This window comes from Candidatus Dormiibacter sp. (assembly GCF_050999135.1).
GTDB lineage: Bacteria > Chloroflexota > Dormibacteria > Dormibacterales > Dormibacteraceae > Dormiibacter > Dormiibacter spiritus.
In genome coordinates, this window is sequence record NZ_JBPCPN010000054.1 from 1 (window position 1) to 23,066 (window position 23,066).

The window sequence follows — 23,066 nt, forward strand, 5'->3', positions numbered from 1 at the left end:
TACAACTACGAGCGTGCCCACACCGGACGACGAAGCGCCGGCAAGACGCCGGCAGAGTCGATCTATGGTGCTAGGAAGATGCGCCCCCGATGAGGTCCACCTGTCGCGTTATCTCGGAAGCTGTTCAATCTAGAGCGGGCTGCCCAGAGCCGGCAACCCAGCGCATCGTGTGCTGAACCAGAGCGGCGCGCTTAGCATCGTGAGTGCGGTGGACGACGTCGAGGGCGTCAGCCAGGGACGCGGGCGCCGAGCTGCGGGCCTGATCGCCATCGGGCTTGCGCTGGTGCTGGTCGGCGGCATCGTCTACCTGCGGCCCTTCGCCCAGCCGGCCGCGCCGGCGCCCGCAGCCACCACCCTGGCCGGCCACTTCGTCGTCCCCAGCGACATGCAGTGGTTCTCGGCCGACGAGGGTTGGCTCGTCTTCAGCGAGGGTCCCAACCACAGCGCCCTCTTCCACACTCGCGATGCCGGGCGGCATTGGCAGAACAACTTCACTGCTCCACTGGGGAACGCCAACGCCGTTGGGCTCAAGTTCTTCGACGCCCGCAGAGGTGTCCTTCGAATCTGGGGAGACGCCCTGGGAGCACGTGCGCTGGCGACCAAAGATGGCGGCCGCTCCTGGCAGCCGCTTCATCTGCCCTCTCTTGGCGGTTACTACGTGAACGTCGAGTTCAGCGACCCGGAGCATGCCTGGGTGGCCTGGGTGACACAGGCCTCCCCGGCCAGTGTGCCGACCGTCGATCTCTATCGCACTGCCGACGGTGGCCAAAACTGGCAGAAATTCCCGAACGGAGCGCTGAACGGGCTGCCGCAACCGGCTTCGGGATCACCGCTGTTTGCCAGCGCTCAGGACGGCTGGGTGCAGGTTGGGAGCCAGCTCTACGCCAGCCATGACGGCGGCGACTCCTGGCAGCCGGAGAGTCTGGAGCTTCCGCCCGCCGGCAGTGTGTCCCTGGGACAGGCAATTGTCTCGCCGGGCGGCTTGGTGACGCTGACCTTTGAAGGTTCCAGCGGTCAGGTGCCGCGTGGGGTAGAGATGTGGGTGGCTGCCTCGAGCGACGGCGGAAGGACGTGGCAGCCATTGGTCCACACTCCGGAGACACCGAGCCCGAACGCGGGCGCGGGCCCGGACTGGCAACCGCCCCACTTCAGCGACGCCCGCAATGGCTGGCTCGTGGTCGGCCAAATCATGTACACTACCGCAGATTCCGGCCGCACGTGGAACCGCAAGGCCATGCCGGCTGGCGCCGAATGTGCGGATGTGACCCCGGTCATCGCCAGCACCGCTTGGTGCGCGGCACACTACCCATTGGGCGTCCGGCTGTTCAGAACCGTTGACGGCGGCCGGCACTGGAGCGGCGTCGCCCCGCCGATCTAGTGGGAGCTCGACCCGGCCGGCTGCCTGACTCGGCGCGTTGCTGGATAATCACGCCATGCCGCGCGTGAGTGAGGAGATCGAGATCCGCGCTACTCCCGACAAGGTGTGGCACGTCGTGCAGGAGGATTTGGCCGCCACGAAAGAATGGTCGCAGGGACGCATGAGCGCGGCCACCATGGACGGAAAGCCCGCCGGCCCCGGCTCGCTGATCCGCTTTGAGCTGACCGTGGGCGGGAGCCAGCAGGCACTGGTGCTGCAGAACCAGACCTGGCAGCCGCCGGAGCTGTGCGCGGGCCCCATCGTGGAAGGACCCGTCAAGGGCAGCTTCGCCTACAGCTACGCCAAGAGCGGTGCGGGCACTCTGCTGCGCTTTGAGATGGATGCCCAGCTCTCAGGACTGCTTCGCTTCGCCGGCGGTGTCTTCAAGTCGCAGCTGGAGACCAACCTGCGAGAGGCGCTCAGCTCACTCAAGAGCTACATCGAGAGGCGCACAGCTGCCGCCCGCTAGCCAGCGCCGCCCCCGCCGCTCCTGCCTGGCGGTGCCTGGCAGCAACCCGCGCTTTCACGCCAAGGCCGATCAGTCGGCGGCGGACATGATCTTCCTGGACCTGGAGGACGCTGTCGCGCCCAGCGCCAAGGAAGAAGCCCGCGAGCTGGTGGTCTCGGCTCTGAACCAGTACGCGTTCGAATCAAAGGTGCGGGGCGTTCGTATCAACGACGTCACCACCCGGTGGTGCGGCGACGACGTCCGCGAGGTCGTGGAGGGTGCGGGAGAGCGGCTGGACTGCCTGGTCGTCCCCAAGGTCGAGGACCAGGACCACGTCCACTTCGTCCACCACCTGCTGAATCAGCTGGAGGCGAAGCTCGGGCTCAGCCGGCGGATCGGCCTGGAACTCCAGCTCGAGACGGCGCGCGGTCTGGAGAACGCCAGCCGGATGGCGGCCGCCAGCGACCGCACTGAGACGCTGATCTTCGGGCCGGTGGACCTGGCCGCGGACCTTCGCCTGCCCTCTCTGCGATCGGGCGACCTGAGGGACGATTATCCGGGCGATTTCTGGCACCATTTCCATGCCACGGTGCTGGTCGCCGCCCGCGCGCACGGCCTGCAGGCGATCGACGGGCCTTACGTACAGGTTCGCGACCTGGCCGGCCTGCGCCGGTTCGCCGCTCGCTCCGCCGCCCTCGGCTACGACGGCAAGTGGGCGCTCAACCCCGCCCAGATCGAGGTCCTGAACGAGGTCTACGCGCCGAGCCCGGCCGACTTCCGACGCGCGCTGGAGATCGTCGAGGCCTATCGACAGGCGACTGACGCCGAGAGCAGGGGCGCCGTGATGCTGGGCGACGAGATGATCGACGAAGCATCGCGCAAGCTGGCGCAGGTGATGGTCGAACGCGGCCGGGCGGCTGGTTTGGAGGAAGGGACGTGACAGCAGCGAGTCGATGGACAGCCTGATCAGCCAGGTCGAAGCCGTGCTCCAGGCCACGCCTGAACGCTGGCGCGCGCTGTGCCAATCGCTGCCTGCCGAGCTGCTGCAGCGACGACCGCAGCCCAGCGAGTGGTCCGCTGCGGACTGTCTTCAGCACTTGGTCCAGGCGGAGTCAGGTTACTCCGGTCGAATCCACGGCTTTCTTGCCGGAGAGACACATTTGAAGCGCATTGACCCCGACGCCGCCGTCGACATGGCGTCGGTGAGCGATGTCGGCCAGATGGCCGAGCAGTTTGCCGAGCTGCGGCGAGAGAACCTGAGGCTGCTGGGCCAGGTCCGCGAGGAGGATCTGGGCCGCCGAGCACAGCACGAGGAGTACGGCCCGGTCACGCTCGGCAACCTCCTGCACGAGTTTGCCGCCCACGACCTGAACCACACCATGCAGGCCGAACGGGCTCTGGCGCAGCCCTTCGTTCAGGGGTCGGGCGGCTGGCGCCGGAGCCTGGCGACGATCGACGACGGCGGCTGAGATGAGCGAGCCCGGGGCCTTCTAGCGGCGGGGCAGCAGCTCCAACTGCTCAGCGCGGTCGTTCAGGTGGGCCGTGGCCTGACGAACCAGACCGGCGAACAGGCGCTGGTCATCGCTATCAGTGAGCTGTACTGAGCGGATCCGCCGCAGCACGGCTTGCAGCGCATAGATCCCGTCAGCTTCGCGCACGAGCGCTCGCTGCGCAGCCTGTCTCAATGCCGCGGCCTGGCGCTCCTGCCGGTTGTCGGCGAGCAGCGTCGCTGCTCGATCCGCCGCTTTCAGGGCTTTCGCCATGGTCGGGTGCAGTTCCGTCCCCGGCTCACTCGGCTTCTTGGCCCGCAGCGGGCCCGGGCGCGGCAGGTGCCGCCGGAGCTGCAGGCCACGCCTGAGGTTGGGCCCAGCCATCACCAGGACTCCTGTCAAGATGAGCAGCGCGGCCAGCAGGCCGACGACCACCTCCAGCACAGCAACAGATTACTTCGAACCGACCGCTGCGCCAATACCCGAATCGGGCTGAGCGCGCCAGCCTATCTGGGGCTGCTCAAAGCCTCCCGGAGGTCGACGTGGCCTTCAAGCAGCGACTTGCCCAGAATGACCCCGGCCGCTCCGGCCGCAGCGACCGCCGCGACATCGTCCAGCGAGGAAATCCCACCGGAATAGGTGATCGGGTGGCTGCCGCTGCTCCGCGCTGCAGCGAGCAGATCGAGGTCCGGACCGGCCAGGGTGCCGTCGCGATCGATGCTGGTGACTACGACGCCGGCCAGCGGCGCCCCCGCCCAGCCCGCCAGCACCTCGGCCAGGCTGAGATGAGTCAGCTCCGACCACCCGGTCACGGCCGGGCGGCCCGCCCGCGCATCCAGGGCGGCCAGGACTCGGCCGGGCAGCTGGGCGGCGACTTCATTCAGCCGCTCAGGCTCCTTGACCGCCACTGTTCCCAGCACCACCGCGGCAGCCCCGGCCTCCAGCCACCTGGTGGCGCCTTCCAGGGAGCGGATGCCGCCGGCCACCTGAACCTCCAAGTCCAGCTCTCGGATGAGTCGCTCGATCAGCTTCCGGTTGTCGCCCGAGCCGCGCGCGCCATCCAGGTCCACCACGTGCAGGCGGCGGGCGCCCGCCTCCGCATACCGCTGCGCCTGAACCAGAGCGTCCGTCGCGTAGCCGGTCTCCCGCGCGAAGTCCCCTTTGATGAGGCGCACCACCCTGCCGGCGCGGAGATCGAGCGCGGGGATGACAAGCATTTGGGCCCTAGGCCAGGGCGACCAGCTCGCTGAAGCTGGAATCCCAATAGTCAAGACTGCCTTCGGGCAGCATCAGCACGCGCTCTGGCTGGAGCGCTTCAACAGCTCCCTCGTCGTGCGTCACCAGCAGCACAGCCCCCCGATAGCTCGCCAGCGCCTTGAGGATCTCCGCCCGGCTGGCGGGGTCCAGGTTATTGGTCGGCTCGTCCAGCAGGAGGACGTTGGCGCCCGAGGAGACCAGGGTCGCCAGAGCCAGCCGTGTCTTCTCGCCGCCGGACAGCGTGCCCACCTCCTGCTCCACCGCCTCGTTCGAGAACAGGAACGAGCCGAGGATGCCGCGAAGCTGGGGCAGCTCCCGGTCCGGCGCGGCCGCCCGCATGTTGGCGAGCACGCTGCGCCGGGGATCAAGCGTTTCATGCTCCTGGGCGTAGTAGCCCAGCTTCAGGCCGTGGCCTGCCTTGACCTCTCCCAGGTCCGGCTTCTCCAAGCCGGCCAGCAGCCGCAGCAGGGTGGTCTTGCCGGCGCCGTTGAGACCGAGGATCACAGTGCGGGAGGCGCGCTCCACCTCCAGCTCGATGTCGCGCAGCACCTGAAGGTCGCCGAAGCGCTTGCTCAGACCGTGAGCCGTGAGCGGCGTCCGTCCGCACGGCGCCGGCTCCGGAAAGCGGAGCTTGGCGACCCGGTCGCTGCGCCGCACCTCCGCCAGGCCCGAGAGCAGGCGGTCGGCGCGCCTGTCCATGTTCTGGGCCGCCCTCGCCTTGGTCGCCTTGTAGCGCATGCGATCGGCCTGGGCGTGGAGCGCGCTGGCCTTCTTTTCCGCGTTCTGGCGCTCGCGGACTCGGCGGCGGTCGTCAGCCACGCGCTGCTCAGTGTAGGCTCGCCAGCCGAAATTGTAGATGTCCAAATGCGTCCGGGTAGCGTCCAGATGGAAGACGCGGTTGACTGTCGCCTCCAACAGGGAGACGTCGTGGCTGATCACCACCCACCCTCCTTTGCTGCCCTTCAGGAAATCTCGCAGCCAAGCGATGGAATCGGCGTCGAGGTGGTTGGTGGGTTCGTCCAGGAGCAGGGTCTCAGCGCCGCTGAAGAGGATGCGCGCCAGCTCGATCCGGCGCCTCTGGCCGCCAGAGAGAGCCGCCAGCGGGAGATTGAGTACCCGTTCGGGAAGAGCCAGACTGGCGGCGATGGTTGCGGCCTCCGCTTCTGCGGCGTAGCCGCCCAGCGCTTGGAAGCGGTCCTCGAAGTTGGAGTAGCGCTCCAGCAACGGAAGGTGGTCTCTGCCACCGCTGCCGGCCATGGCCAGTTGCGCCGTCTGCAGGTCGCGGACCACGCCGTCCAGCCCGCGGCCGGAGAGGATGCGGTCCCGTGCGGCCGCTGTCTGATCGGCCTCGCCCGGGCCCTGCGGCAGATAGCCGACCGTGCCGGTGCTGGCGACAGACCCTGCCTCAGGCAGAGCCTGACCGGCCAGGACCCGGGCGAGCGTGGTCTTGCCGGCGCCATTGCGGCCGACCAGACCTATGCGGTCGCCGGGTGAGATGAGAAACGAAGCGCCTTGCAAGAGGGTCCTGGCGCCGGCGCGCAGGGCAAGGTCTTTGACGGTGATCATCGGTGAGCTCCTGAAGGGTGGAAGAAGGACGCGCTCATTCGGGACGGGCCGCTCAGAACGGCAGGCGCGTCAGGTCGAGAGGAGCGTCACATCGATGAAGAATTGTACGGGCTGCTCACAGTTAGTCTCGGTCAATCCAAAGCGGAGCCCGAATGCCATCGAGATCCGGCGCGCAATTCGGCTACTCGTAAGGTCGATAGGCCGGGTTCATCCCGGCCGGAAACCGATGCCGGCAAGGCCTTAATCGAATGGTTACCCACCTGAAGCCCGCGGCTCCGCGCGGCGGCGGTTTCGTACAAACCTGGTGGGGATCCGGAAGGGGAGGCCCGCCTCCCCTTGCCCGTCTAGCGGTAGTTGGTGAACTGGAGGGGGACGGGGATCGACTCGTCGTCCCGGAGCTTGGCGATCACCGCTTGGAGCGAGTTCTTTTCCTTGGAGGTGACCCGGACCTGGTCGCCCTGGATGCGGACCTGCGCCTTCGGTGCCACCTCGCGCGCTTTCTTGGCCAGTGACTTGGCCAGCTCGTCACTGATCCCCGCGTTGAGAGTGACCTCGATCTGGCCGCGGCCCTTGCCGACAGTCTTCGGCTCTCCGGCCTTGAACAGCTTGGCCGACAGCTTGCGCCGGACCGCCTTCTCCACCAGCACCTGGAAGGCAGCCCGGGCCCGGTCCTCCGTGGAGGCCTCCACCACCAGCGTGGCGCCTTTGTGCTCGATCTGGGCGTCGGTGCCTTTGAAGTCGAATCGTGTTGCCAGCTCCCGCCGCGCCTGATCCAGGGCGTTGGTCAACTCCTGCTTGTCGTAATCGGAAACCACGTCGAAGGAGAACTCCTGTGCCATTGCCCGCCTAGCCTCGGATGGCGTGCACTATCACCACCGCCACCAATAGGAGAGGAATCAGCGCGCTCAGCCCGAGGAGCGCTGCGATCCCGAGCATCGAGCCGTCGACGCCTTCTCGGCTGCGGCGCTCCTCGTCCAGCGAAATCGGCGCCAGCTGATCCGCCACCCCCTCGGCATCGGCGCGCTGGGCGAGCTCCTGCAGGATCGCCCCACCACCTGTGGGCAGTGAGTTGGTGTCGATCCGGCTCAAGGCCAGCCGCAGGTTGTCGTTCGAATCGCCCAGGGCTGACATCGCGAGGTCGAGAGTTCTCGTGCCCGCCGGGCCGCGATGCGCCTGGCGCAGCTCGGCGATGATCTCATAGAGAGTGGCCATGCGTTCCAAATGGAGTTATAGCCGATCCGACCCGCGGCCGACAGTCCTTCGGCGTCGGCGGCCGTCAAATCGGCCTGGGGCGGCCTACAATCCGGCTTCAGCATGACTGTGGAAATCGAACTGAAGAGCCGAGTTGCCAGCCGTCCCGAACACCCCAACAGCTGGGTCTTCTATGACGGTGAGGTGGTGCGTTATCACGACGCACACATAGGCATCGCCACCCATGCCCTCCACTACGGCACCGCTTGCTTCGAGGGCATCCGGGCCTACTGGAATGAGACGCAGGAGCAGCTGTTCCTACTCCACGGCCCCGCCCATTACGACCGGCTCCGCAACTCAGGCAAGATCCTGCGCATGGAGCTGCCGTATTCGACCGAAGAGCTGATCGACATCACACTCGACCTGCTCCGACGCAACGATTACAGGACCGACGCTTACATCCGGCCGCTGCTCTACAAATCTGTCGAGCAGATAGGCGTGCAGCTTCACGGCCTGGCCGACGGCTTCCTCATCTACACGGCCGAGATGGGCAACTACGTCGAGATCGAATCGGGAATCCGCTGTATGGTTTCCAGCTGGCGCCGCATCAGCGACTCGGCTCTACCGGCCCGAGCCAAAGCGAGCGGCGGCTACGTGAACTCCGCGCTGGCCAAGTCCGAAGCTCTGGAAGCCGGCTTCGACGAGGCCATCGTGCTCACCGCCGACGGCCATGTCTCGGAGGGCTCGGCTGAAAACCTCTTTCTGTACAAGGATGGTGTCTGGGTGACCCCACCCGTAACCGACGACATCCTGGAGGGCATCACCCGGCGACTCGTGATCAACATGATTCGCGATGAGCTGGGCGTCCCCGTTGTCGAGCGCAGCATCGACCGGACCGAGCTCTACACCTGCGAGGAGCTGCTGCTCTGCGGGACCGGAGCCCAGATCTCGCCGGTGATAGAGGTTGATCACCGCCGAGTTGGCAACGGCAAGGTGGGCGAGTTCAGCCAGGAGATTCAGGCACTGTACTTCGACGCGGTGCGAGGCGAGACCAGCAAATACCGGGACTGGACAATCCCGGTCTACTAAGACAGACACCTGCGCTGGACGGCGATGAAGGTCGTCGTCGCGCCCAACCCCTTCAAGGGCTCCCTGGGAGCCCCGGCCGCGGCCCGCGCCCTGGCCGCCGGCGTGCGAGCCGCGCTCGCGGATGCGGAGGTGGTCCAGATCCCCGTCGCTGACGGCGGCGAGGGCACTGTGGAAGCGCTGGTCTCCGCCCGCGGCGGCACTCTGGCCAGCGCCACCGTGGAGGGCCCGCTGGGCGATCCGGTGACAGCCGTTTACGGGCTCATCGAGGATGGTCGAACAGCCGTGCTCGAGCTGGCCGCGGCCAGCGGGCTGCCCCTTCTGGCCAGCGACCGGCTGGATCCGCTCCACGCTTCCACGTATGGCTTCGGCCAGCTGCTGGAGGCCGCGCGGGAGCGGGGCGTGAAGCGCATCATCGCCGGCATCGGCGGCTCGGCCACCAACGATGGTGGCGCCGGCATGGCCCAGGCTCTGGGTTTTCGTCTATTTGACAGTGCAGGCCGGGACCTGCCTCGGGGCGGCGCTGCCCTTGCCCGGCTGGAGCGGATCGACGCGTCAGGCGTCGATCCCCGCTGGCGCAGCGTCGAAGTGATGGTGGCGGTGGACGTCAGCAATCCGCTCTGCGGCCCGCGCGGAGCCAGTGCCGTCTACGGTCCCCAGAAGGGCGCCACGCCGCAGATGGTGAGAGAGCTTGACAGAGCGCTGGGCCGTTTCGCTGAGATCATCGGCCAGGAGGTGGCCGAGCTGCCAGGCGCTGGTGCAGCCGGCGGCACCGGAGCCGGGCTGCGACACTTCCTGGCTGCCAGGCTGACACCTGGCGCCCCTCTCATTATCGAAGCGGCCGGACTCGACGCCGGTCTCGCCGGAGCGGCGGCAGTCCTGACGGGTGAGGGCCGCGTCGACGGTCAGAGCGTCAACGGAAAAGGCCCAGTGGAAGTCGCCCGGCGAGCCAGGAAGGCGGGAGTGCCGGTTGCGCTGGTGGCCGGTCAACTGGGCGAGGGCTGGGAGGCGGTCCGCCAGGAAGGGGTCACCTGGGTGGAGAAGAGCACCCCAGACGAGATGCCGCTGGCCGAGGCTCTGGCGCAGGCCGAGCGGCTGCTTCAACAGGCGGGTCGGAGGGCGGTTGGACACCTGTTGGGCTGCTAATCTCTCGCCATGAGCACCGCCGGCGCCGAGCTGCTCCGGGTCGAGAACCTGCGGACGTATTTCCACACGCGTTCGGGCCTGATGCGGGCTGTGGACGGTGTGGATCTCAGCCTGGACGCCGGGCAGACCCTCTGTTTGGTGGGCGAGTCGGGCTCCGGCAAGAGCGTGACCTCACTCTCGATCATGGGCCTCATCGACGGTCGCGGCGAGATCTTGAAGGGCAGCCGCATAGCCTTCCAGGGACTTAACCTGCTGACCGCCGGCGAGGGCACCCTGCAGAGCATCCGCGGCAACGAGATCTCGATGATCTTTCAGGAGCCGATGACCTCGCTCAACCCGGTCTACAGGATCGGCGACCAGATCGGCGAAACGCTGAAGCTGCACCGGCACCAGATGAGCGACAGGCAGGTCAGGGAGCGGATAATCGAGATGCTGCAGCTGGTCGGCATTCCAGCCCCCGAGCGGCGGTTGGGGGACTATCCGCACCAGCTCTCGGGCGGCATGCGCCAGCGCGTGATGATCGCGATGGCCCTCGCCTGTGAGCCCAAGCTGCTGATCGCCGACGAGCCGACGACGGCTCTGGATGTGACCATCCAGGCGCAGATCCTGGAGCTGATGAAGGAGCTTCGCCAGCGGCTCGACATGGCCATCCTGCTGATCACCCACGACCTGGGCGTGGTGGCGGAGATGGCCGACGAGGTCGCCGTCATGTACGCCGGGAGGGTGGTGGAGCGAGGGCCTGTGAAGGAAGTCTTCGAGTCACCGCAGCATCCCTACACAGAGGCGCTCCTGCACTCAATCCCCATCCTCGGCATGACCCAGGCCGAGCCTCTCAGGGTGATCCGGGGGATGGTTCCGAGCCCGCTCAACTGGCCGCGAGGCTGTCGCTTCGCTTCCCGCTGCGACTACACCTTCGACCGCTGTTTGGAGGAGGATCCGCCACTCCTCGCCGCCGGCGAGCAGCAGTCGGCCTGCTGGCTCTGCGAGAGCGGACAGCGGCCTGCCGTCGGCGTTCACGCATGAGCACTTCTCCCACTTCGGCTGGCGCGCCAGGCTCGACCGGGCCGCTGCTGGAGGCGCGGGAGCTGAAAACCCACTTCCCGGTCCGGCGCGGCATCCTGCAGTCGGTCGTCGGCCAGGTCCACGCGGTCGACGGGGTCGATCTCAGCATCATGCCGGGCGAAACGCTCGGGTTGGTGGGTGAGTCGGGCTGCGGCAAGTCGACCCTCGGCCGGAGCCTGCTGAGGCTGGTCGAGCCGACCGCCGGTTCGATTCAGTTCGAGGGGCAGGATCTGATGAAGCTGCGGGGCGGGGCGCTCAAGGCGAAGCGCCGAGACATGCAGCTCATCTTTCAGGATCCTGTCGGCTCTCTCGATCCCCGGATGACAGTGCGGCAGATCATCGGCGAGGGACTTCAAGCTCATGGCATCGACCGCGGGCGCCAGCGCGAGGACCGCGTCCAGGAGGTGCTGGAGCGGGTGGGCCTGCGGCCGGAGGCCGCGGGGCGCCATCCTCACGAATTCTCCGGCGGGCAGCGCCAGCGCATAGGCATCGCGCGCGCTCTGGTGCTGAGGCCAAAGCTGGTGGTGGCGGACGAGCCGGTCTCGGCGCTGGACGTCTCCATCCAGTCGCAGGTGCTGAACCTGCTGGTGGAGTTGAAACGCGAGTTCAACCTCACCTATCTCTTCGTCGCCCACAATCTGGCGGTCGTCGGCTACATCTCGGATCGGATAGCCGTGATGTACCTGGGCAAGGTGGTGGAGCTGGCGCAGGCCGCAGATCTCTACCGCCGGCCGCTGCACCCCTACACGGTCGCGTTGCTCTCAGCGATCCCGGTCCCCATCCCCGGCCAGAAGCGACAGCGGATAGTCCTCCATGGCGACGTGCCCAGCCCCATCAATCCTCCTTCCGGCTGCCGCTTCCGGACTCGCTGCCCGCTGGCACAGGAGATCTGTGCCGAGCAGGAGCCGCCGCTGGCGGAGCATGAGAGCGGGCACCTGGCCGCCTGCCACTTCGCCGGCACCCCCTTCCCAACCAACCACGAGGCGGTGGCCACCGCCTGAGTGCTTGACTGGCGACCGGACGGCCCCAATTTGGTCGTCGAAGGTGACAACCTAGCCGTCTCGGTGCGCTTGCCGGGAGGAGCCTTTCGGCTGATCTATCTCGATCCGCCCTTCAACACCGGGCGCGTGCAGCGCCGACAGGGGCTGAGCACCACGCGGTCTGTCAGCGGCCGCCGGATCGGCTTCAAGGGCCAGACCTACGAGACTGTGAAGGGCGCTATCTTCGCCTACAGCGACTCCTTCGCCGACTACTGGGGATTCCTGGAGCCGAGGCTGCAAGAGGCGCGGCGGCTGCTGGCTGAGGACGGCACTCTCTACCTGCATCTCGACTACCGCGAGGTTCACTACGCCAAGGTCCTGCTGGACGCTCTCTTCGGCTCCGATTGCTTCCTGAATGAGATCATCTGGGCCTACGACTACGGCGCCCGTCCGACCAAGAGATGGCCGCCCAAGCACGACACCATCCTGGTCTACGTCAAAGATCCCAGCCGCTACTTCTTCAACGCTGAGGCGGTGGAGCGCGAGCAGTACATGGCGCCGGGACTCGTGACTCCCGACAAGGCCGCTCGGGGCAAGCTGCCCACCGACGTTTGGTGGCACACGATAGTCTCGCCCACCGGTCGCGAGAAGACCGGGTATGCCACGCAGAAGCCGGAGGCGATCGTCCGCCGCATGGTGCAGGCCAGCACGGAGCCGGGAGACTGGACGCTCGACCTCTTCGCGGGCAGCGGCACTCTCGGTGCGGTCGCCGCACAGCTTGGCCGCCACTTCGTGCTCGTCGACAGCAATCCCGAGGCCATCGAGGTTATCCGGGAGCGGTTGGGCGGCGCGGGTGGAGAAACGGTCTTCGTCAACCGGCCGGTTTGAGTCAAGCTGCTCCTATCCGGCCTGCAGCCACCAATCCGCGGCGTTCCACGTCCCCAGCCCGCTGCCCGGGCTGGGTGCGAAGTTGTGCAGCCGGGCTGAGACCTGGCTCAGGCGCTCTGGCTCGTAGAGCGGCAGGGTGCAGCGGATGCCCACCCAGCGCTGGGCCGCAGCCTGGAACGCTCGCCGGCGGGCGGCTGGATCGAGCGACGTGCGACCGACCGTGAGGCTTTCCTGCAGCGCACGGTCGGGGCAGGCGAGGGGGGCCCAGTCTGACGGGTCGGAGCCGGGATCGTCCGAGTAGAGAGCCAGCAATGGCTCGGTTCCCTGGAGCGCGGCCAGGAACTGATCACGAGGTCGGCAGGTGGCCCTGACGGTCACTCCCATCGGCGCCCACTGCCGAGCGAGCGAGCCCTGCGTCAAGCCGCCACTGGCGTCCTCACAAAGCGCCAGCACAGTGACAGTGACCGTCCGGCCGGCCAGCGCCCGCCGCGCCGCGGCTGGGTCGGGGCGCGAGCCACCGATGGCACCGGCGGCTGTCAGGGCGGAGGGAAAGGGACCGCTGGCCGGCTTGCCGTAGCCGGCCTGCGAGTCGTGCACCAGCTGCTCCCGGTCCAGCGCCAGTGAAAGCGCATCGAGCAGCTGCCGGTCGTCGCGAAGTGTCCCCAGCGGTCGCAGGAACTCCATGCGCTCAGCCGCGCTGGCCGCTATCGCCTGGCCCGGCACCAGGCGCAGGGCCGCCAAGTCTGGAGCGGTCAGGTGCGAGATGAGATCGGCGCCGCCGGCCTGGGCCTGGTCGAGCAGGGCCTGGCGGCTTGGCACCGTCCTAAAGCTCACACCGTCCAGCCAAGCCTGATGCGTGAAAGGGCCATCTCCTGCCGGATACGCGCCTCGCTCTGAGCGCCCGTCGGCGTAATGAGGATTTCGCAGCCAGTCGAGGCGCTGGCCGGGCACGGCCGCAGCCGGGGCGAAGGGCCCTGAGGTGACGTCGGGCCGCGCGAAGAACGCATCCCCCGATGTGCCCGGCAGCCGGTGAGCCGGCAGCGGGAAGAGCTCCGCACCCAGGGCCAGGTAGGGCGCGTAGACCTCACTGAAACTCCACGTCAGCTTCGAGTCCGACTGCTTGCTCAGCGCGGCGCCGTCCGGCAGCTGCCTCCCCGCCTGCTTCTGAAGTGCCTGCCAGCCCAGCAGCACGTCGTCAGCGCCAATCGGCTGGCCATCGCTCCAACGCAGCCCCGGCACGAGCTCGATAGTGACTGTCATGGCACCGCTTCCGCCCAGCTGGACGCCGCCGTTCTGCTCGGTAGGTACTCGACGGGCGAGATCGGGATAGGGTCGCAGCTGGTCGTCCAGGCCCCAGAGCCTGGCAAAGGAGAGCTGGGCCAGCCGCAGTTCCACATCAGTCCGCGCAGTCATCGGATTCAGGGTGGCCGGGTACTCGTAGTCCGCCAGCAGCGCGGTGCCACCCTTCTGATAGGCCGGTTGAGCATGGTAGCGGTCGACTGCCGCGGCCGGCGCCGGCGTTTCCCCCTGTGAGCAGGCGGCCACGAACAACACCAGCGCGAGGAGTTGGGAGGCCCGTCTAGTCACCCAGTGGGATGACCGGGAAGCCGCTCGACAATCCATCGGCCCATTCCCACCGATGGCGGCGTCAGGGGGCCCGGCGCTCGTCGTCACGCATCTCCCAATGCGATCCTCCTCGGCGCCACTCCTTACTTCCACCCCACGAAGTCTCCGACTTCGCGGGGACCCCGCTTGCCCTCGGCGGCCTCCGCGCCTTGTCGAGCTAATTCCCGGACATCCCACTAGTAGAATTCAATTCTGATGGCGGCGAGCAACGGAAGGTCCAATGTGCTGAAGGGCGGGTTCAAGGTCAAGGCAGGCCATGCCGAGATGTTGAAGGGCGGCGTGATCATGGACGTGGTCAACGCCGAGCACGCTCGGATCGCCGAGGACGCGGGTGCGTGCGCGGTGATGGCGCTCGAGCGCGTTCCCGCCGACATCCGCCGCGACGGCGGCGTCGCGCGCATGTCGGATCCCGCACTTATCCGCTCGATCATGGCGGCGGTCACCATCCCGGTCATGGCCAAGTGCCGGATCGGCCACACCGTCGAAGCCCAGGTCCTGCAGGCGCTGGGCGTGGACTACATCGATGAGTCAGAGGTTCTGACGCCCGCCGATGACGAGAACCACATCGACAAGCACGCCTTCACAGTCCCCTTCGTATGCGGCTGCCGCGACCTGGGTGAGGCGCTTCGGCGCATCGCCGAGGGTGCGGCGATGATCCGCACCAAGGGCGAGGCGGGCACCGGCAACATAGTCGAAGCCAAGCGGCATCTGAGCGCCGTGGCCGCCCAGATCCGGCACCTGGCAGGCCTCAACCCAGCCGAGATGGTGCATGAGGCGAAGCTGATCGGCGCTCCCGTCGACCTGCTGCGTCAGGTGCAGGAGCTGGGCCGGCTGCCGGTCGTCACCTTTGTCGCGGGCGGCATCGCCACGCCTGCTGACGCGGCCTGGATGATGGAGCTGGGCGCTGACGGCGTCTTCGTCGGCTCGGGCATCTTCAAAGCCGAGGATCCTGCCCGCACCGCCAAGGCGATAGTGACGGCCACCACGTACCACGACGACCCTGAGAAGCTGGCCGATATCTCGGCCGGATTGGGCGAGCCCATGCGGGGTCTCGAGATGGCCTCGATTCCGCGGGAGGAGCTGCTCGCCGGCCGCGGTTGGTGAGCCTCAGCCCCGACCCGATGCCGGCCCCGCCGCTGATCGGGGTGCTGGCCTTGCAGGGCGCGTTCCGAGAGCACCTGCGGGCGCTCGCGAGCTGCGGTGCCGAGGTTCGCGCCGTGCGCGCCCCAGCCGACCTGGCCGGGCTCGACGGCCTCGTGATTCCCGGTGGCGAGAGCACCACCATGCAGATCCTCTTGGAGCGGGTGGGCCTGATGGATGCTCTCCGGGACGCCGTCGGGCGCGGGCTGCCGACTCTCGGCACCTGCGCCGGCATGATCCTCCTGGCGCGCGACGTCACAGACGGTCGCGCCGACCAGCGCGGGCTGGCAGCGCTGGACATCGTCGTCCAGCGCAACGGCTACGGCCGCCAGGTCGACAGCTTCGAGGCGGAGCTGCAAGTGGAGGGCCTGGACAGCCGGTTTCCGGGCGTCTTCATCCGAGCCCCCCTGGTCTTGGAGGCGGGCTCGGCCGATGTCCTGGCTGAACACGAGGGCAGGCCGGTGGCGGTGCGCCAGGGACGGATCATGGCGCTCAGCTTCCACCCTGAGCTGTCGGGCGATCTGCGCCTGCATCGTGAGTTCCTGAAGCTGGTGCAGGGAGGTGGAAAGTCATGAAGCTCAGGCAGGCGAAGTTGCCAGACCTGAACCGCATCGAGCAGATTCACCGCGAGGCTGAAGCCCGGTTCTCCTCGGTGCCGCCGCCAGCCCGCCTCTGGGCGCTGGTGAGCCAGACCTTCTCAGCTTTCCTGCCCCTCTCGCAGGAGACTGTCATCTACGTGGCTGAGGTCGACGGCAAGGTGGCCGGTTTCGTGCAGGCGTCGGGGCGGCCGGCGACACTTGTCCTGCCCGCCAAAGTCGGCTCGCTGCAGGTCTTGAACCTCTGCGTGGCCGAGTCGGCGGACGAGGGCCTGGTGGCGAGGGGGTTGATCGAGTACCTCTGCCAGCAGGCCGGCAAGTTCGGCGCTCACCGCCTGTTTGTCCGAGTTCCGCTGGATGACATGCTGCTGCCGATCTTCCGCGGCCAGGGCTTTCGCCAGTACGCCACCGAGTCGGTCCTCTATGCGGAGCGCCCCCAAGCTCGTTCGGCCGAAGTGCCGCCAGGGCTGCGCTCGGTCAGGGGTCGCGACTCGCGCGCGCTCTACCACCTCTACCGCAAAGTGACGCCAATGGGCGTCGCTCACCTGGAAGCGCCTTCCTACAAGGACTGGAAGTCGCTCCGCAGCGACCCCGGCCAGCAGGAGGTGCTGGAACGAATGGAGATAGTTGGCTGGTACCGGGTCCAGAAGAGCTCCCAGGGCCGGCCCCACACCCTCTCGTTCATGGCGCTGCCCGAGGCAGGTCTGGCCGACGAGCTTGCCGATCACGCCATCACTACCGCCAGCGGAGAGCCGGCCTGGTCCAGCCTCCGTCACTATGATTCGGACATGATCGACGCCCTCCGCGGGCGCGGCTTCAGCCTCTTGCTGAGCCAGGCGCTGCTCGTGCGAGAGGTGACATTGACCGTCCCGGCCGAGCAGAGGCAGCTGGCCCCCGCCCTCAATCCCGCCTACGGCTAGTGGAGGAAGTCTGAAGAACCTGCGTCCTGAGACTCAACTGCACGACAACCCGGGCAGCTGGCCGGAGGAGATCGAACTCCTCGCCCAGTCCCTGCCCCCACACCTGTACGAGGCGCTGCATGAGCGCACCGACCCGACCCAGCTGCTGGAGATCGTCCTGGACCTGGGCCGGGAGCCAGAGGCAAGGGTGCCCGGCCGCGAGATCCTGCTCTCCCAGCAGCCGGTCACGGCCGCCGACCTCGACTACATCGCCGCCCATGTGGGCCAGTTCGGCGCAGACAACCGGGCAGGCATCGAGCGCACTCTGCACAGGGTCTCCGCCATCCGCAACCGCTCGGGTCGCATAGTCGGCGTCACCTGCCGGGCCGGTCGGGCAGTAACGGGCACCGCAGCCATCTTCCGCGACCTGGTCGAGTCCGGCCAGAGCGTCCTGCTGCTCGGCCGGCCTGGCATCGGCAAGACGACGATGCTGCGGGAATCCGCCCGCCTGGTCGCTGACGAGCAGCGCAAGAGGGTGGTCATCGTCGACACCTCCAACGAGATAGGCGGCGATGGCGACATCCCGCATCCCGGCATCGGCCGGGCCCGCCGGATGCAGGTCCGCACACCGCTCCAGCAGCACGCCGTGATGATCGAGGCGGTGGAGAATCACATGCCGGAGGTCATAGTCATCGACGAGATCGGCACCGAGCTGGAGGCTGCTGCCGCGCGCACGATCGCCGAGCGAGGTGTCCAGCTGATCGCGACAGCGCACGGCCAGACGCTGGAGAACCTGCTCGTCAACCCGACGCTGAACGACCTGCTCGGTGGCATCCAGAGCGTCACGCTCTCCGACGAGGAGGCGCGCCGCCGTGGCACCCAGAAGACAGTGTTGGAGCGCAAGGCGCGGCCCACTTTCGACGTCCTGATCGAGATCCAGGATCGCGAGCGGGTGGCGGTTCACCAGCCGCTGGCTGACGTGGTGGACGCCGCCCTGCGGGGGGTCATGGCGGCGCCCCGGATCAGGATGCGGACGCGGGAAGGCCGCGTCATCTCCAGCGTGGAGGCGGAGCCCGTCCAGCCAGCTGCGGCCAAGAACGGGAACGGCCAAGCGGCGCGCAAACCCCGCGCGATCTTCCCCTACGGGGTCTCGCGCCTCTACCTGGAGCAGTCGATCCGCGATCTGGAGCTGCCTGTGCGAGTGCTGGGCAACCTGGACGGCGCCGATCTCGTCCTGACGCTCAAGAACTACTACCGCCGGCGGCCGGACATACTGCGTCAGGCCGAGGGCTCAGGGGTGCCTGTGCACATCCTGCGCAGCAATTCTGTGACCCAGGTCAAGGATGTGCTGACCCGCATCTATGCGGCTGAAGCGCAGGATGGTGGCGTGCAGAAGGCGTTGGATGAGACGTCGCAGGCCATCCGCAATGTGCGCGCCAACCTAAGGGCCATCGAGCTGACGCCTCAGAACGCGTACGTCCGGCGTCTCCAGCACCAGATGGTGAGCGAGAACGACCTGACAGCCCGCAGCACTGGCAAGGAGCCTCAGCGGCGGCTGCGTATACTCCCGGCGCCGGACGCGGAGTAGTGGCGGCGTTGGTGACGTTCGAAGGCTCTGAGGGAGCCGGTAAGTCCACGCAGGCTGCGCTGCTTCGCGACGCCCTGGGTCAAGATGCGAGCCTTCTCGCCAGGGAGCCGGGCGGGACTCCACTGGGGGAGGAGATCAGGCGGCTCTTGCTGCACTCTGCGCCCATGGCCGCCGAGGCGGAGATGCTGCTCTTCATGGCCGCCCGGGCAGAGCTGTTGGAGAAGGTGGTCAGGCCGGCGCTGGCAGCCGGGCGAACAGTCATCGCGGACCGCTATCACGACTCCACGCTCGCCTACCAGGGGGGCGGCCGGGGCTGCGCGACGTGGTGGCCAGAGAGCTTCCCCCGCCCCGATCTGACCTTCCTGCTTCAGCTCCCGCCTGAGCTTGGCTTGCAGCGCGCGCTCGGCCACGGTCGGAAGCCCGACCGGCTGGAGAGCGAGGATGCTGCCTTCCACGCCCGTGTGGTCGGCGCTTACGAGGATCTCGCCCGCCGCGAGCCGGAGCGCTTTCGGCGGCTGGACGCGACGCTGCCTCAAGACGTGATTCACTCCGCGGTTCTGGCTGCCGTCAGGGAACTCTCGGTCAGCGCTCGGTGAAGCTCGTCTGCGCCATCGTGCAGGGGGAGGACGCTGCCGCCTGCGTCCGCGCTCTGTCCTCAAGTGGGATCTCGGTGACGCGCCTGCAGTCGACCGGGGGGTTCCTGCAGCAGGGCAACGTAACGCTGCTGACAGGCGTCGACGAGTCGCGCCTCGACCAGGTCCTGCAGGTCATCAGGGAGAACTGCCGCGAGCGCAATCGCTATCTCACGCCGAGTCCGCCCATGGTCGAGGCGGGAGAGATGTTCATGCCCTATCCGGTCGAGGTGCAGGTTGGCGGGGCCACGATCTTCGTATTGAACGTGGAGGCGTTCCAGCGGCTCTAGCTGCCTGCTCTCAACTCACCGCCGAAAGCTTCGCGGACTTCGACTGGCTCGTCGTCTTCCAATCCACCGCCTATCCACGCGGTGCAGCCTCACTGTCGGATTGGTACGCGGAGTGAGCTAACTAACCAGTTCTTACTCGACCATCTGCGATCCGCCGATCTCCCGTTCCAGGCGCCGGATGAAGGGGTCCTTGGCTTCGGCGTAGTCATTCGCGATGTCGAAATGGGGCGCCAGCTCCAGCTTGTGCCGCTCGTAGGCGGCTGCCGCTTCGGGATGGCTGCGCAGGTGGTCGCGGAACACGATGTGGCGCCGCTCCCACTCACCCTCCGCCTGACAGACGTGGAGGTGGAAGAGCCGCCGGCCGGCTCGCTCCAGCCGGAAAAACCGGTGATCTTCGGGCTCGGTCACGACGTACTCGTAGGCCAGCCGCTCGAGCGGCGCGCGATAGGGCTGCATCGGTTCGAGCGCCGCCACGGAGAGCTGGATGTCGACGATATCCTTCGCCCTGAGGCCAGGCACAGCGGTAGAGCCAACGTGCTCCAGCCGAAGTGCTACCGGTCCCAGCTTGGCGCGAAGGCGTTTAGCCTCAGCTTCGTATCGACGAGGCCACTCGGGGTCGTAATCAACTATGGCGATCGGCACGGTCAGAGCCTAATCATCGATTGAAGACTGGGCGGTGAGGCGCTGTATCGGGTTGGCCTTAGCGTTGCCAAGAGTGACTGATCACATGGCCGAGCTCCGATCGGTCTTCGCCTCTGAGGACTGGGGGGGCTTGCATTAGGGCCAGACTGCATTTGCAATGGATGGAGCGCGAACGGACGTGCGCCGCCTTCTCGGGCGCGAGCGGGAGATGGCGAAGATCGATCGGCTGCTGGCGGATGCCCGGGTGGGTGCGAGCGGCTGCCTGGTGGTGCGAGGGGAGGCAGGGATCGGGAAGACCGCGCTGCTCGATCATGCCCAGGCCAACGCGCGAGGAATGCAGGTGCTCACCTCGCGTGGGGTACAGTTCGAGGCGGACGTCGCGTTCGCAGGTCTCCACGCCCTGCTGCGTCCGGCCTTCGGCACGCTCCAGCGACTCCCCGCCAACCACGCTGCCGTGCTACGTGCTGCGCTCGCGCTCGGTGAGCGCGGCGAGGTGGATCGGCTCCTGATCGGAGCGGCGACGCTGAGTCTGCTCTGTGCGCACGCCGATGACGCGGCTGTCCTCGTGCTGGTCGACGACGCCCATTGGCTGGACCGCTCCTCAGCCGAGGCTTTGGCCTTTGCCGCCCGCCGCCTGCTCGCCGACCCGGTAGCGGTGTTGATCGCGTTGAGGGAGGAGCAAGGCTCGCCGCTGCTGGAGGCTGGACTGCCGGAGCTTCAGCTCGCCGGGCTCGATCAGGCCGCCGGAGTGGCCCTTCTGCAGAGCGCGGCGCGCGCTCCGCTCACGTCGGAGCTGGCTGACCGGGTGTTTCGCACGACAGCCGGCAATCCACTGGCTCTGAGAGAGCTCGCCGGCCAGCGGGAGCAGCTCGAAGATGTGCCTAACAGCGTGCCGCTGCCGGTGACAACCACTCTCGAACGCGAGTTCCTGCGGCGCGCGGACGATGTCTCCGAGAGCGCTCGCCTGGCGCTGGTGGTCGCCGCGGCCGCAGAGCCGGCGGAGATCGACACCATCCGACGGGCGGCGCTTCGATGTGGGGTCGGGCTGGATGCCGTCGAGGAGGCGGAGCTCGCGTGGGGCCTGGTGGCTCGACGCGGCGGCCTGATCGAGTTCCGCCATCCTCTGGCGAGAGCGGCGGTCTACAACGCCGCCCGGCCTTCGCAGCGGCGCGCGGCCCACCGCGCGCTGGCGGACGTCCTGATTGGTCCCAAGCACGAGGATCACCGAGCATGGCACCTGGCGGAGGCTGCAGCCGGCCCCGACGAGGATGCGAGCGAGGCCCTGGACGCGGCCGGTCGCCGAGCGCGCGAACGCGGTGCGTTCGCTTCGGCCGCCAGTGCCTTCGAGCGCTCGGGCCGGCTCACCCAGGTCCCCGAGCTGCAGGCCACGCGGCTGCTTCAGGCGGCCGAGGCGGCGTGGCTCGCCGGACGGGTGGACCGAGCCGCCGACCTTCTCCAGGACGGGCGCCCGGACCTGCTGCCAACCGCCCGCTGGCTCGATCTCGAGCGTCTCCAAGGGCGTATCGCACTTAGGCGAGGTCACATTGCGGAGGGGTACCAGCTGCTGCGGCGGGTGGCCGAGGTACAGGCCGAGGCGGATGCCGGCGGGGCTGCCCTGACGCTCGGCGAGGCGGCGCTCGGCAGCCACTACGCCGGCCGGCCCGAGGAGTTCATGGCCGCCTCCGAGCAGGCCATGCGCCTCGCCGGCGATGCCGCCGGGCCCGCCAGCTTCGTGGCCCGAGCCGCATTCGGCGCAGCGGCCGTGCTGGCCGGTCGTGGCGCGGAGGGGGTGGCGGTACTCCGCCGCGCGCTCCAGGTCTTCCCCGGCTGGGAGGCGGCCGGGGAAGAGCCGCTCGTGTTGGTCTGGGCGGCGATTGCAGCTTTGTTCCTCCGCGAGGCCGAGTCCGGTCGCGACCTCATCGAGCGGGCCGTCGACGAGGCCCGAACCCGGGCTCCAGCAGCTGCCCTGCCTCAGATCCTGCATTTTCTCGGCCGCGATGCGGCGACGACCGACCGCTGGCCGCTGGCTCGAGCGCAGTACGAAGAGGCGATTCGGCTCGCTCGGGAGACCGGCGAGACGGTGGTCGTCGGCGCCGGGCTCGCGGGGCTCGCGTGGCTCGATGCTCGGGAGGGACGCGAGGAGGCGTGCGCGCTTCACGCGAGCGAGTCGATCGAGCTGACGACGCGGCTGGGTCTCGGCTTCTACAGGTCCTGGACATTTCTGGCGCTGGCCGACTTGGAGCTCGGCCGGGGGGCGGTGGACGCGGCCCGGGAGCACCTGCTGGCCTGCCGGACCTTGCTCGACGAGCTCCAGATCGGGGACGCCGACCTGGACCCGGCACCCGAGATCGTCGACGCCTACATGCGGCTGGGAAGGTCCGAGGAGGCGCGCACCGCCGCAGCCGGCTATGTCCTACTGGCCGCGGACAAGGGCCAACCTTGGTCGCTGGCGCGAGCCTTTCGGTGTCGGGGAATGATCGCGGACGAGACCGGGTTCGAATCCGCCTTCGACGCGGCCCTGGATCACCATGCCCGAACGCCGGATACCTTCGAGCGGGCGAGGACCGAGCTCTACTACGGCGAGCGGCTTCGGCGCGCCCGGCGCCGGACTATCGCCCGCGATCACCTGCGCTCTGCTCTGGCGACCTTCGAGCGGCTGGGCGCGGGCCCCTGGGCCGAGCGAGCACGCGTCGAGCTCCGCGCGACCGGTGAGACTGCACGCACACGGGACGACAGCAGTCGGGATCTGCTCACCCCACAGGAGCTGCAGATCGCACTTGCCCTCGGTGCGGGCCGCACCACACGGGAGACTGCGGCGAAGCTGTTCTTGAGCCCCAAGACAGTCGAGTACCACCTCCGCAACGTGTACGGCAAGCTGCGGGTCCGGTCTCGCGAGCAGCTGCAAGACGAGTTGGTCCGTCTCCACCTCGCCTGATCCGGGCCTGCCGCCGCTGTCAGATCAGCTGGGCGATGAGTTCGGCTGCCCGGGCGGCGCCGCCGGGGGGGATCGGCCGGGGGTGGTGGGGGCGGGCGGGTGCTGCAGCCGGCGATCCGGCCAACCGGGTGGGGGGGGCTTGCTTATCATCGAGGCGGAGCACAGCACGGTTCGGGCGCAGACGGGG

The 23,066-nt window shown here is 68.1% G+C and carries 23 protein-coding genes; 16 read left to right on the plus strand and 7 right to left on the minus strand.

Features of this window, described 5'->3' with window-relative positions; genetic code table 11:
- Positions 1 to 208: 208 nt before the first annotated feature.
- Genes ACR2MZ_RS13500 through ACR2MZ_RS13515 form a run of 4 tightly spaced genes read left to right on the plus strand, consistent with a single transcriptional unit; the run spans position 209 to position 3,334 of the window.
- Positions 209 to 1,378, plus strand: coding sequence for a WD40/YVTN/BNR-like repeat-containing protein (locus tag ACR2MZ_RS13500; protein ID WP_434005566.1), 1,170 nt, complete (start codon positions 209 to 211; stop codon positions 1,376 to 1,378).
- 55 nt (positions 1,379 to 1,433) lie between these two features.
- Entirely contained in the window at positions 1,434 to 1,886 is a 453-nt protein-coding gene (locus ACR2MZ_RS13505; protein ID WP_434005567.1) for an SRPBCC family protein, read from the plus strand.
- Positions 1,873 to 2,805 carry an HpcH/HpaI aldolase/citrate lyase family protein gene (locus ACR2MZ_RS13510; protein WP_434005585.1) on the plus strand — a complete coding sequence of 311 codons (933 nt, stop codon included), beginning with the start codon at positions 1,873 to 1,875 and terminating at the stop codon, positions 2,803 to 2,805. The genes ACR2MZ_RS13505 and ACR2MZ_RS13510 overlap by 14 nt, the downstream gene beginning before the upstream one ends.
- 13 nt (positions 2,806 to 2,818) lie before the next feature.
- Positions 2,819 to 3,334 (plus strand): DinB family protein, encoded by a 516-nt coding sequence (locus ACR2MZ_RS13515; RefSeq protein ID WP_434005568.1) that lies wholly within the window; start codon positions 2,819 to 2,821, stop codon positions 3,332 to 3,334.
- 21 nt (positions 3,335 to 3,355) lie between these two features.
- Here ACR2MZ_RS13515 and ACR2MZ_RS13520 read toward each other — a convergent pair whose 3' ends face one another.
- The 5 genes from ACR2MZ_RS13520 to ACR2MZ_RS13540 all read right to left on the minus strand — a co-directional run bounded on the left by ACR2MZ_RS13520 (position 3,356) and on the right by ACR2MZ_RS13540 (position 7,390).
- Positions 3,356 to 3,799, minus strand: coding sequence for a hypothetical protein (locus ACR2MZ_RS13520; protein ID WP_434005569.1), 444 nt, complete (start codon positions 3,797 to 3,799; stop codon positions 3,356 to 3,358).
- Between the two features lie 62 nt (positions 3,800 to 3,861).
- Positions 3,862 to 4,572 (minus strand): 1-(5-phosphoribosyl)-5-[(5-phosphoribosylamino)methylideneamino]imidazole-4-carboxamide isomerase, encoded by a 711-nt coding sequence (locus ACR2MZ_RS13525; RefSeq protein ID WP_434005570.1) that lies wholly within the window; start codon positions 4,570 to 4,572, stop codon positions 3,862 to 3,864.
- A 7-nt stretch (positions 4,573 to 4,579) separates the two neighbouring features.
- On the minus strand, positions 4,580 to 6,178 hold the full coding sequence (locus tag ACR2MZ_RS13530; protein ID WP_434005571.1) for an ABC-F family ATP-binding cassette domain-containing protein: 1,599 nt from the start codon (positions 6,176 to 6,178) through the stop codon (positions 4,580 to 4,582).
- A 344-nt stretch (positions 6,179 to 6,522) separates the two neighbouring features.
- The gene (locus tag ACR2MZ_RS13535; protein ID WP_434005572.1) at positions 6,523 to 7,017 is read right to left on the minus strand and encodes a YajQ family cyclic di-GMP-binding protein; all 495 of its coding nucleotides are present in this window, start codon (positions 7,015 to 7,017) and stop codon (positions 6,523 to 6,525) included.
- Between the two features lie 7 nt (positions 7,018 to 7,024).
- Entirely contained in the window at positions 7,025 to 7,390 is a 366-nt protein-coding gene (locus ACR2MZ_RS13540) for a hypothetical protein (RefSeq protein WP_434005573.1), read from the minus strand.
- Positions 7,391 to 7,492: 102 nt separating this feature from the next.
- On the opposite strand from ACR2MZ_RS13540, the gene ACR2MZ_RS13545 reads away from it, so the two are divergent.
- The 5 genes from ACR2MZ_RS13545 to ACR2MZ_RS13565 are packed head-to-tail and all read left to right on the plus strand — an operon-like array spanning position 7,493 to position 12,531.
- Positions 7,493 to 8,458: a branched-chain amino acid transaminase gene (locus ACR2MZ_RS13545; protein WP_434005574.1), complete on the plus strand. Its 966-nt coding sequence runs from the start codon at positions 7,493 to 7,495 to the stop codon at positions 8,456 to 8,458.
- A 24-nt stretch (positions 8,459 to 8,482) separates the two neighbouring features.
- Complete coding sequence (locus tag ACR2MZ_RS13550) at positions 8,483 to 9,601, plus strand: glycerate kinase (RefSeq protein WP_434005575.1); 1,119 nt, start codon at positions 8,483 to 8,485, stop codon at positions 9,599 to 9,601.
- 9 nt (positions 9,602 to 9,610) lie between these two features.
- Positions 9,611 to 10,624 carry an ABC transporter ATP-binding protein gene (locus ACR2MZ_RS13555; RefSeq protein ID WP_434005576.1) on the plus strand — a complete coding sequence of 338 codons (1,014 nt, stop codon included), beginning with the start codon at positions 9,611 to 9,613 and terminating at the stop codon, positions 10,622 to 10,624.
- Positions 10,621 to 11,664 (plus strand): ABC transporter ATP-binding protein, encoded by a 1,044-nt coding sequence (locus ACR2MZ_RS13560; RefSeq protein WP_434005577.1) that lies wholly within the window; start codon positions 10,621 to 10,623, stop codon positions 11,662 to 11,664. Before ACR2MZ_RS13555 ends, ACR2MZ_RS13560 begins: the two co-directional genes overlap by 4 nt.
- The gene (locus ACR2MZ_RS13565; protein ID WP_434005578.1) at positions 11,665 to 12,531 is read left to right on the plus strand and encodes a DNA-methyltransferase; all 867 of its coding nucleotides are present in this window, start codon (positions 11,665 to 11,667) and stop codon (positions 12,529 to 12,531) included. It abuts the gene before it with no gap.
- Between the two features lie 12 nt (positions 12,532 to 12,543).
- Here the strand turns inward: ACR2MZ_RS13565 and ACR2MZ_RS13570 are convergent, their stop codons facing one another.
- Entirely contained in the window at positions 12,544 to 14,118 is a 1,575-nt protein-coding gene (locus ACR2MZ_RS13570; RefSeq protein ID WP_434005579.1) for an ABC transporter substrate-binding protein, read from the minus strand.
- 234 nt (positions 14,119 to 14,352) lie between these two features.
- On the opposite strand from ACR2MZ_RS13570, the gene pdxS reads away from it, so the two are divergent.
- From pdxS to ACR2MZ_RS13600, 6 genes are read left to right on the plus strand one after another with little or no spacing between them, the layout of a single operon-like run.
- Complete coding sequence (gene pdxS, locus ACR2MZ_RS13575) at positions 14,353 to 15,261, plus strand: pyridoxal 5'-phosphate synthase lyase subunit PdxS (RefSeq protein WP_434005580.1); 909 nt, start codon at positions 14,353 to 14,355, stop codon at positions 15,259 to 15,261.
- 17 nt (positions 15,262 to 15,278) lie between these two features.
- Positions 15,279 to 15,872 carry a pyridoxal 5'-phosphate synthase glutaminase subunit PdxT gene (gene pdxT, locus ACR2MZ_RS13580; RefSeq protein WP_434005586.1) on the plus strand — a complete coding sequence of 198 codons (594 nt, stop codon included), beginning with the start codon at positions 15,279 to 15,281 and terminating at the stop codon, positions 15,870 to 15,872.
- Positions 15,869 to 16,813, plus strand: a complete 945-nt coding sequence (locus tag ACR2MZ_RS13585; protein WP_434005581.1) for a GNAT family N-acetyltransferase — start codon at positions 15,869 to 15,871, stop codon at positions 16,811 to 16,813. The genes pdxT and ACR2MZ_RS13585 overlap by 4 nt, the downstream gene beginning before the upstream one ends.
- Positions 16,814 to 16,832: 19 nt before the next feature.
- Positions 16,833 to 18,380, plus strand: a complete 1,548-nt coding sequence (locus ACR2MZ_RS13590; protein ID WP_434005587.1) for a R3H domain-containing nucleic acid-binding protein — start codon at positions 16,833 to 16,835, stop codon at positions 18,378 to 18,380.
- Positions 18,381 to 18,391: 11 nt separating this feature from the next.
- Positions 18,392 to 18,976 (plus strand): dTMP kinase, encoded by a 585-nt coding sequence (gene tmk / locus ACR2MZ_RS13595; protein ID WP_434005588.1) that lies wholly within the window; start codon positions 18,392 to 18,394, stop codon positions 18,974 to 18,976.
- The gene (locus tag ACR2MZ_RS13600; RefSeq protein ID WP_434005582.1) at positions 18,973 to 19,302 is read left to right on the plus strand and encodes a cyclic-di-AMP receptor; all 330 of its coding nucleotides are present in this window, start codon (positions 18,973 to 18,975) and stop codon (positions 19,300 to 19,302) included. Before tmk ends, ACR2MZ_RS13600 begins: the two co-directional genes overlap by 4 nt.
- A gap of 132 nt (positions 19,303 to 19,434) precedes the next feature.
- On the opposite strand, the gene ACR2MZ_RS13605 is transcribed toward ACR2MZ_RS13600, so the two are convergent.
- Positions 19,435 to 19,944 carry a GrpB family protein gene (locus ACR2MZ_RS13605; RefSeq protein ID WP_434005583.1) on the minus strand — a complete coding sequence of 170 codons (510 nt, stop codon included), beginning with the start codon at positions 19,942 to 19,944 and terminating at the stop codon, positions 19,435 to 19,437.
- 157 nt (positions 19,945 to 20,101) lie between these two features.
- Here ACR2MZ_RS13605 and ACR2MZ_RS13610 point away from each other — a divergent pair, with 157 nt between their 5' ends.
- On the plus strand, positions 20,102 to 22,879 hold the full coding sequence (locus tag ACR2MZ_RS13610; RefSeq protein ID WP_434005584.1) for a helix-turn-helix transcriptional regulator: 2,778 nt from the start codon (positions 20,102 to 20,104) through the stop codon (positions 22,877 to 22,879).
- The last annotated feature ends 187 nt before the right edge of the window (positions 22,880 to 23,066 follow it).

Coding starts and splice junctions, on each gene's coding strand:
- ACR2MZ_RS13505 (WP_434005567.1), top strand. CDS start 1,434: ATGCCGCGCGTGAGTGAGGAGATCGAGATCCGCGCTACTCCCGACAAG.
- ACR2MZ_RS13515 (WP_434005568.1), top strand. CDS start 2,819: ATGGACAGCCTGATCAGCCAGGTCGAAGCCGTGCTCCAGGCCACGCCT.
- ACR2MZ_RS13525 (WP_434005570.1), bottom strand. CDS start 4,572: ATGCTTGTCATCCCCGCGCTCGATCTCCGCGCCGGCAGGGTGGTGCGC.
- ACR2MZ_RS13530 (WP_434005571.1), bottom strand. CDS start 6,178: ATGATCACCGTCAAAGACCTTGCCCTGCGCGCCGGCGCCAGGACCCTC.
- ACR2MZ_RS13535 (WP_434005572.1), bottom strand. CDS start 7,017: ATGGCACAGGAGTTCTCCTTCGACGTGGTTTCCGATTACGACAAGCAG.
- ACR2MZ_RS13540 (WP_434005573.1), bottom strand. CDS start 7,390: ATGGCCACTCTCTATGAGATCATCGCCGAGCTGCGCCAGGCGCATCGC.
- ACR2MZ_RS13545 (WP_434005574.1), top strand. CDS start 7,493: ATGACTGTGGAAATCGAACTGAAGAGCCGAGTTGCCAGCCGTCCCGAA.
- ACR2MZ_RS13550 (WP_434005575.1), top strand. CDS start 8,483: ATGAAGGTCGTCGTCGCGCCCAACCCCTTCAAGGGCTCCCTGGGAGCC.
- ACR2MZ_RS13555 (WP_434005576.1), top strand. CDS start 9,611: ATGAGCACCGCCGGCGCCGAGCTGCTCCGGGTCGAGAACCTGCGGACG.
- ACR2MZ_RS13560 (WP_434005577.1), top strand. CDS start 10,621: ATGAGCACTTCTCCCACTTCGGCTGGCGCGCCAGGCTCGACCGGGCCG.
- pdxS (WP_434005580.1), top strand. CDS start 14,353: ATGGCGGCGAGCAACGGAAGGTCCAATGTGCTGAAGGGCGGGTTCAAG.
- pdxT (WP_434005586.1), top strand. CDS start 15,279: ATGCCGGCCCCGCCGCTGATCGGGGTGCTGGCCTTGCAGGGCGCGTTC.
- ACR2MZ_RS13585 (WP_434005581.1), top strand. CDS start 15,869: ATGAAGCTCAGGCAGGCGAAGTTGCCAGACCTGAACCGCATCGAGCAG.
- ACR2MZ_RS13610 (WP_434005584.1), top strand. CDS start 20,102: ATGGATGGAGCGCGAACGGACGTGCGCCGCCTTCTCGGGCGCGAGCGG.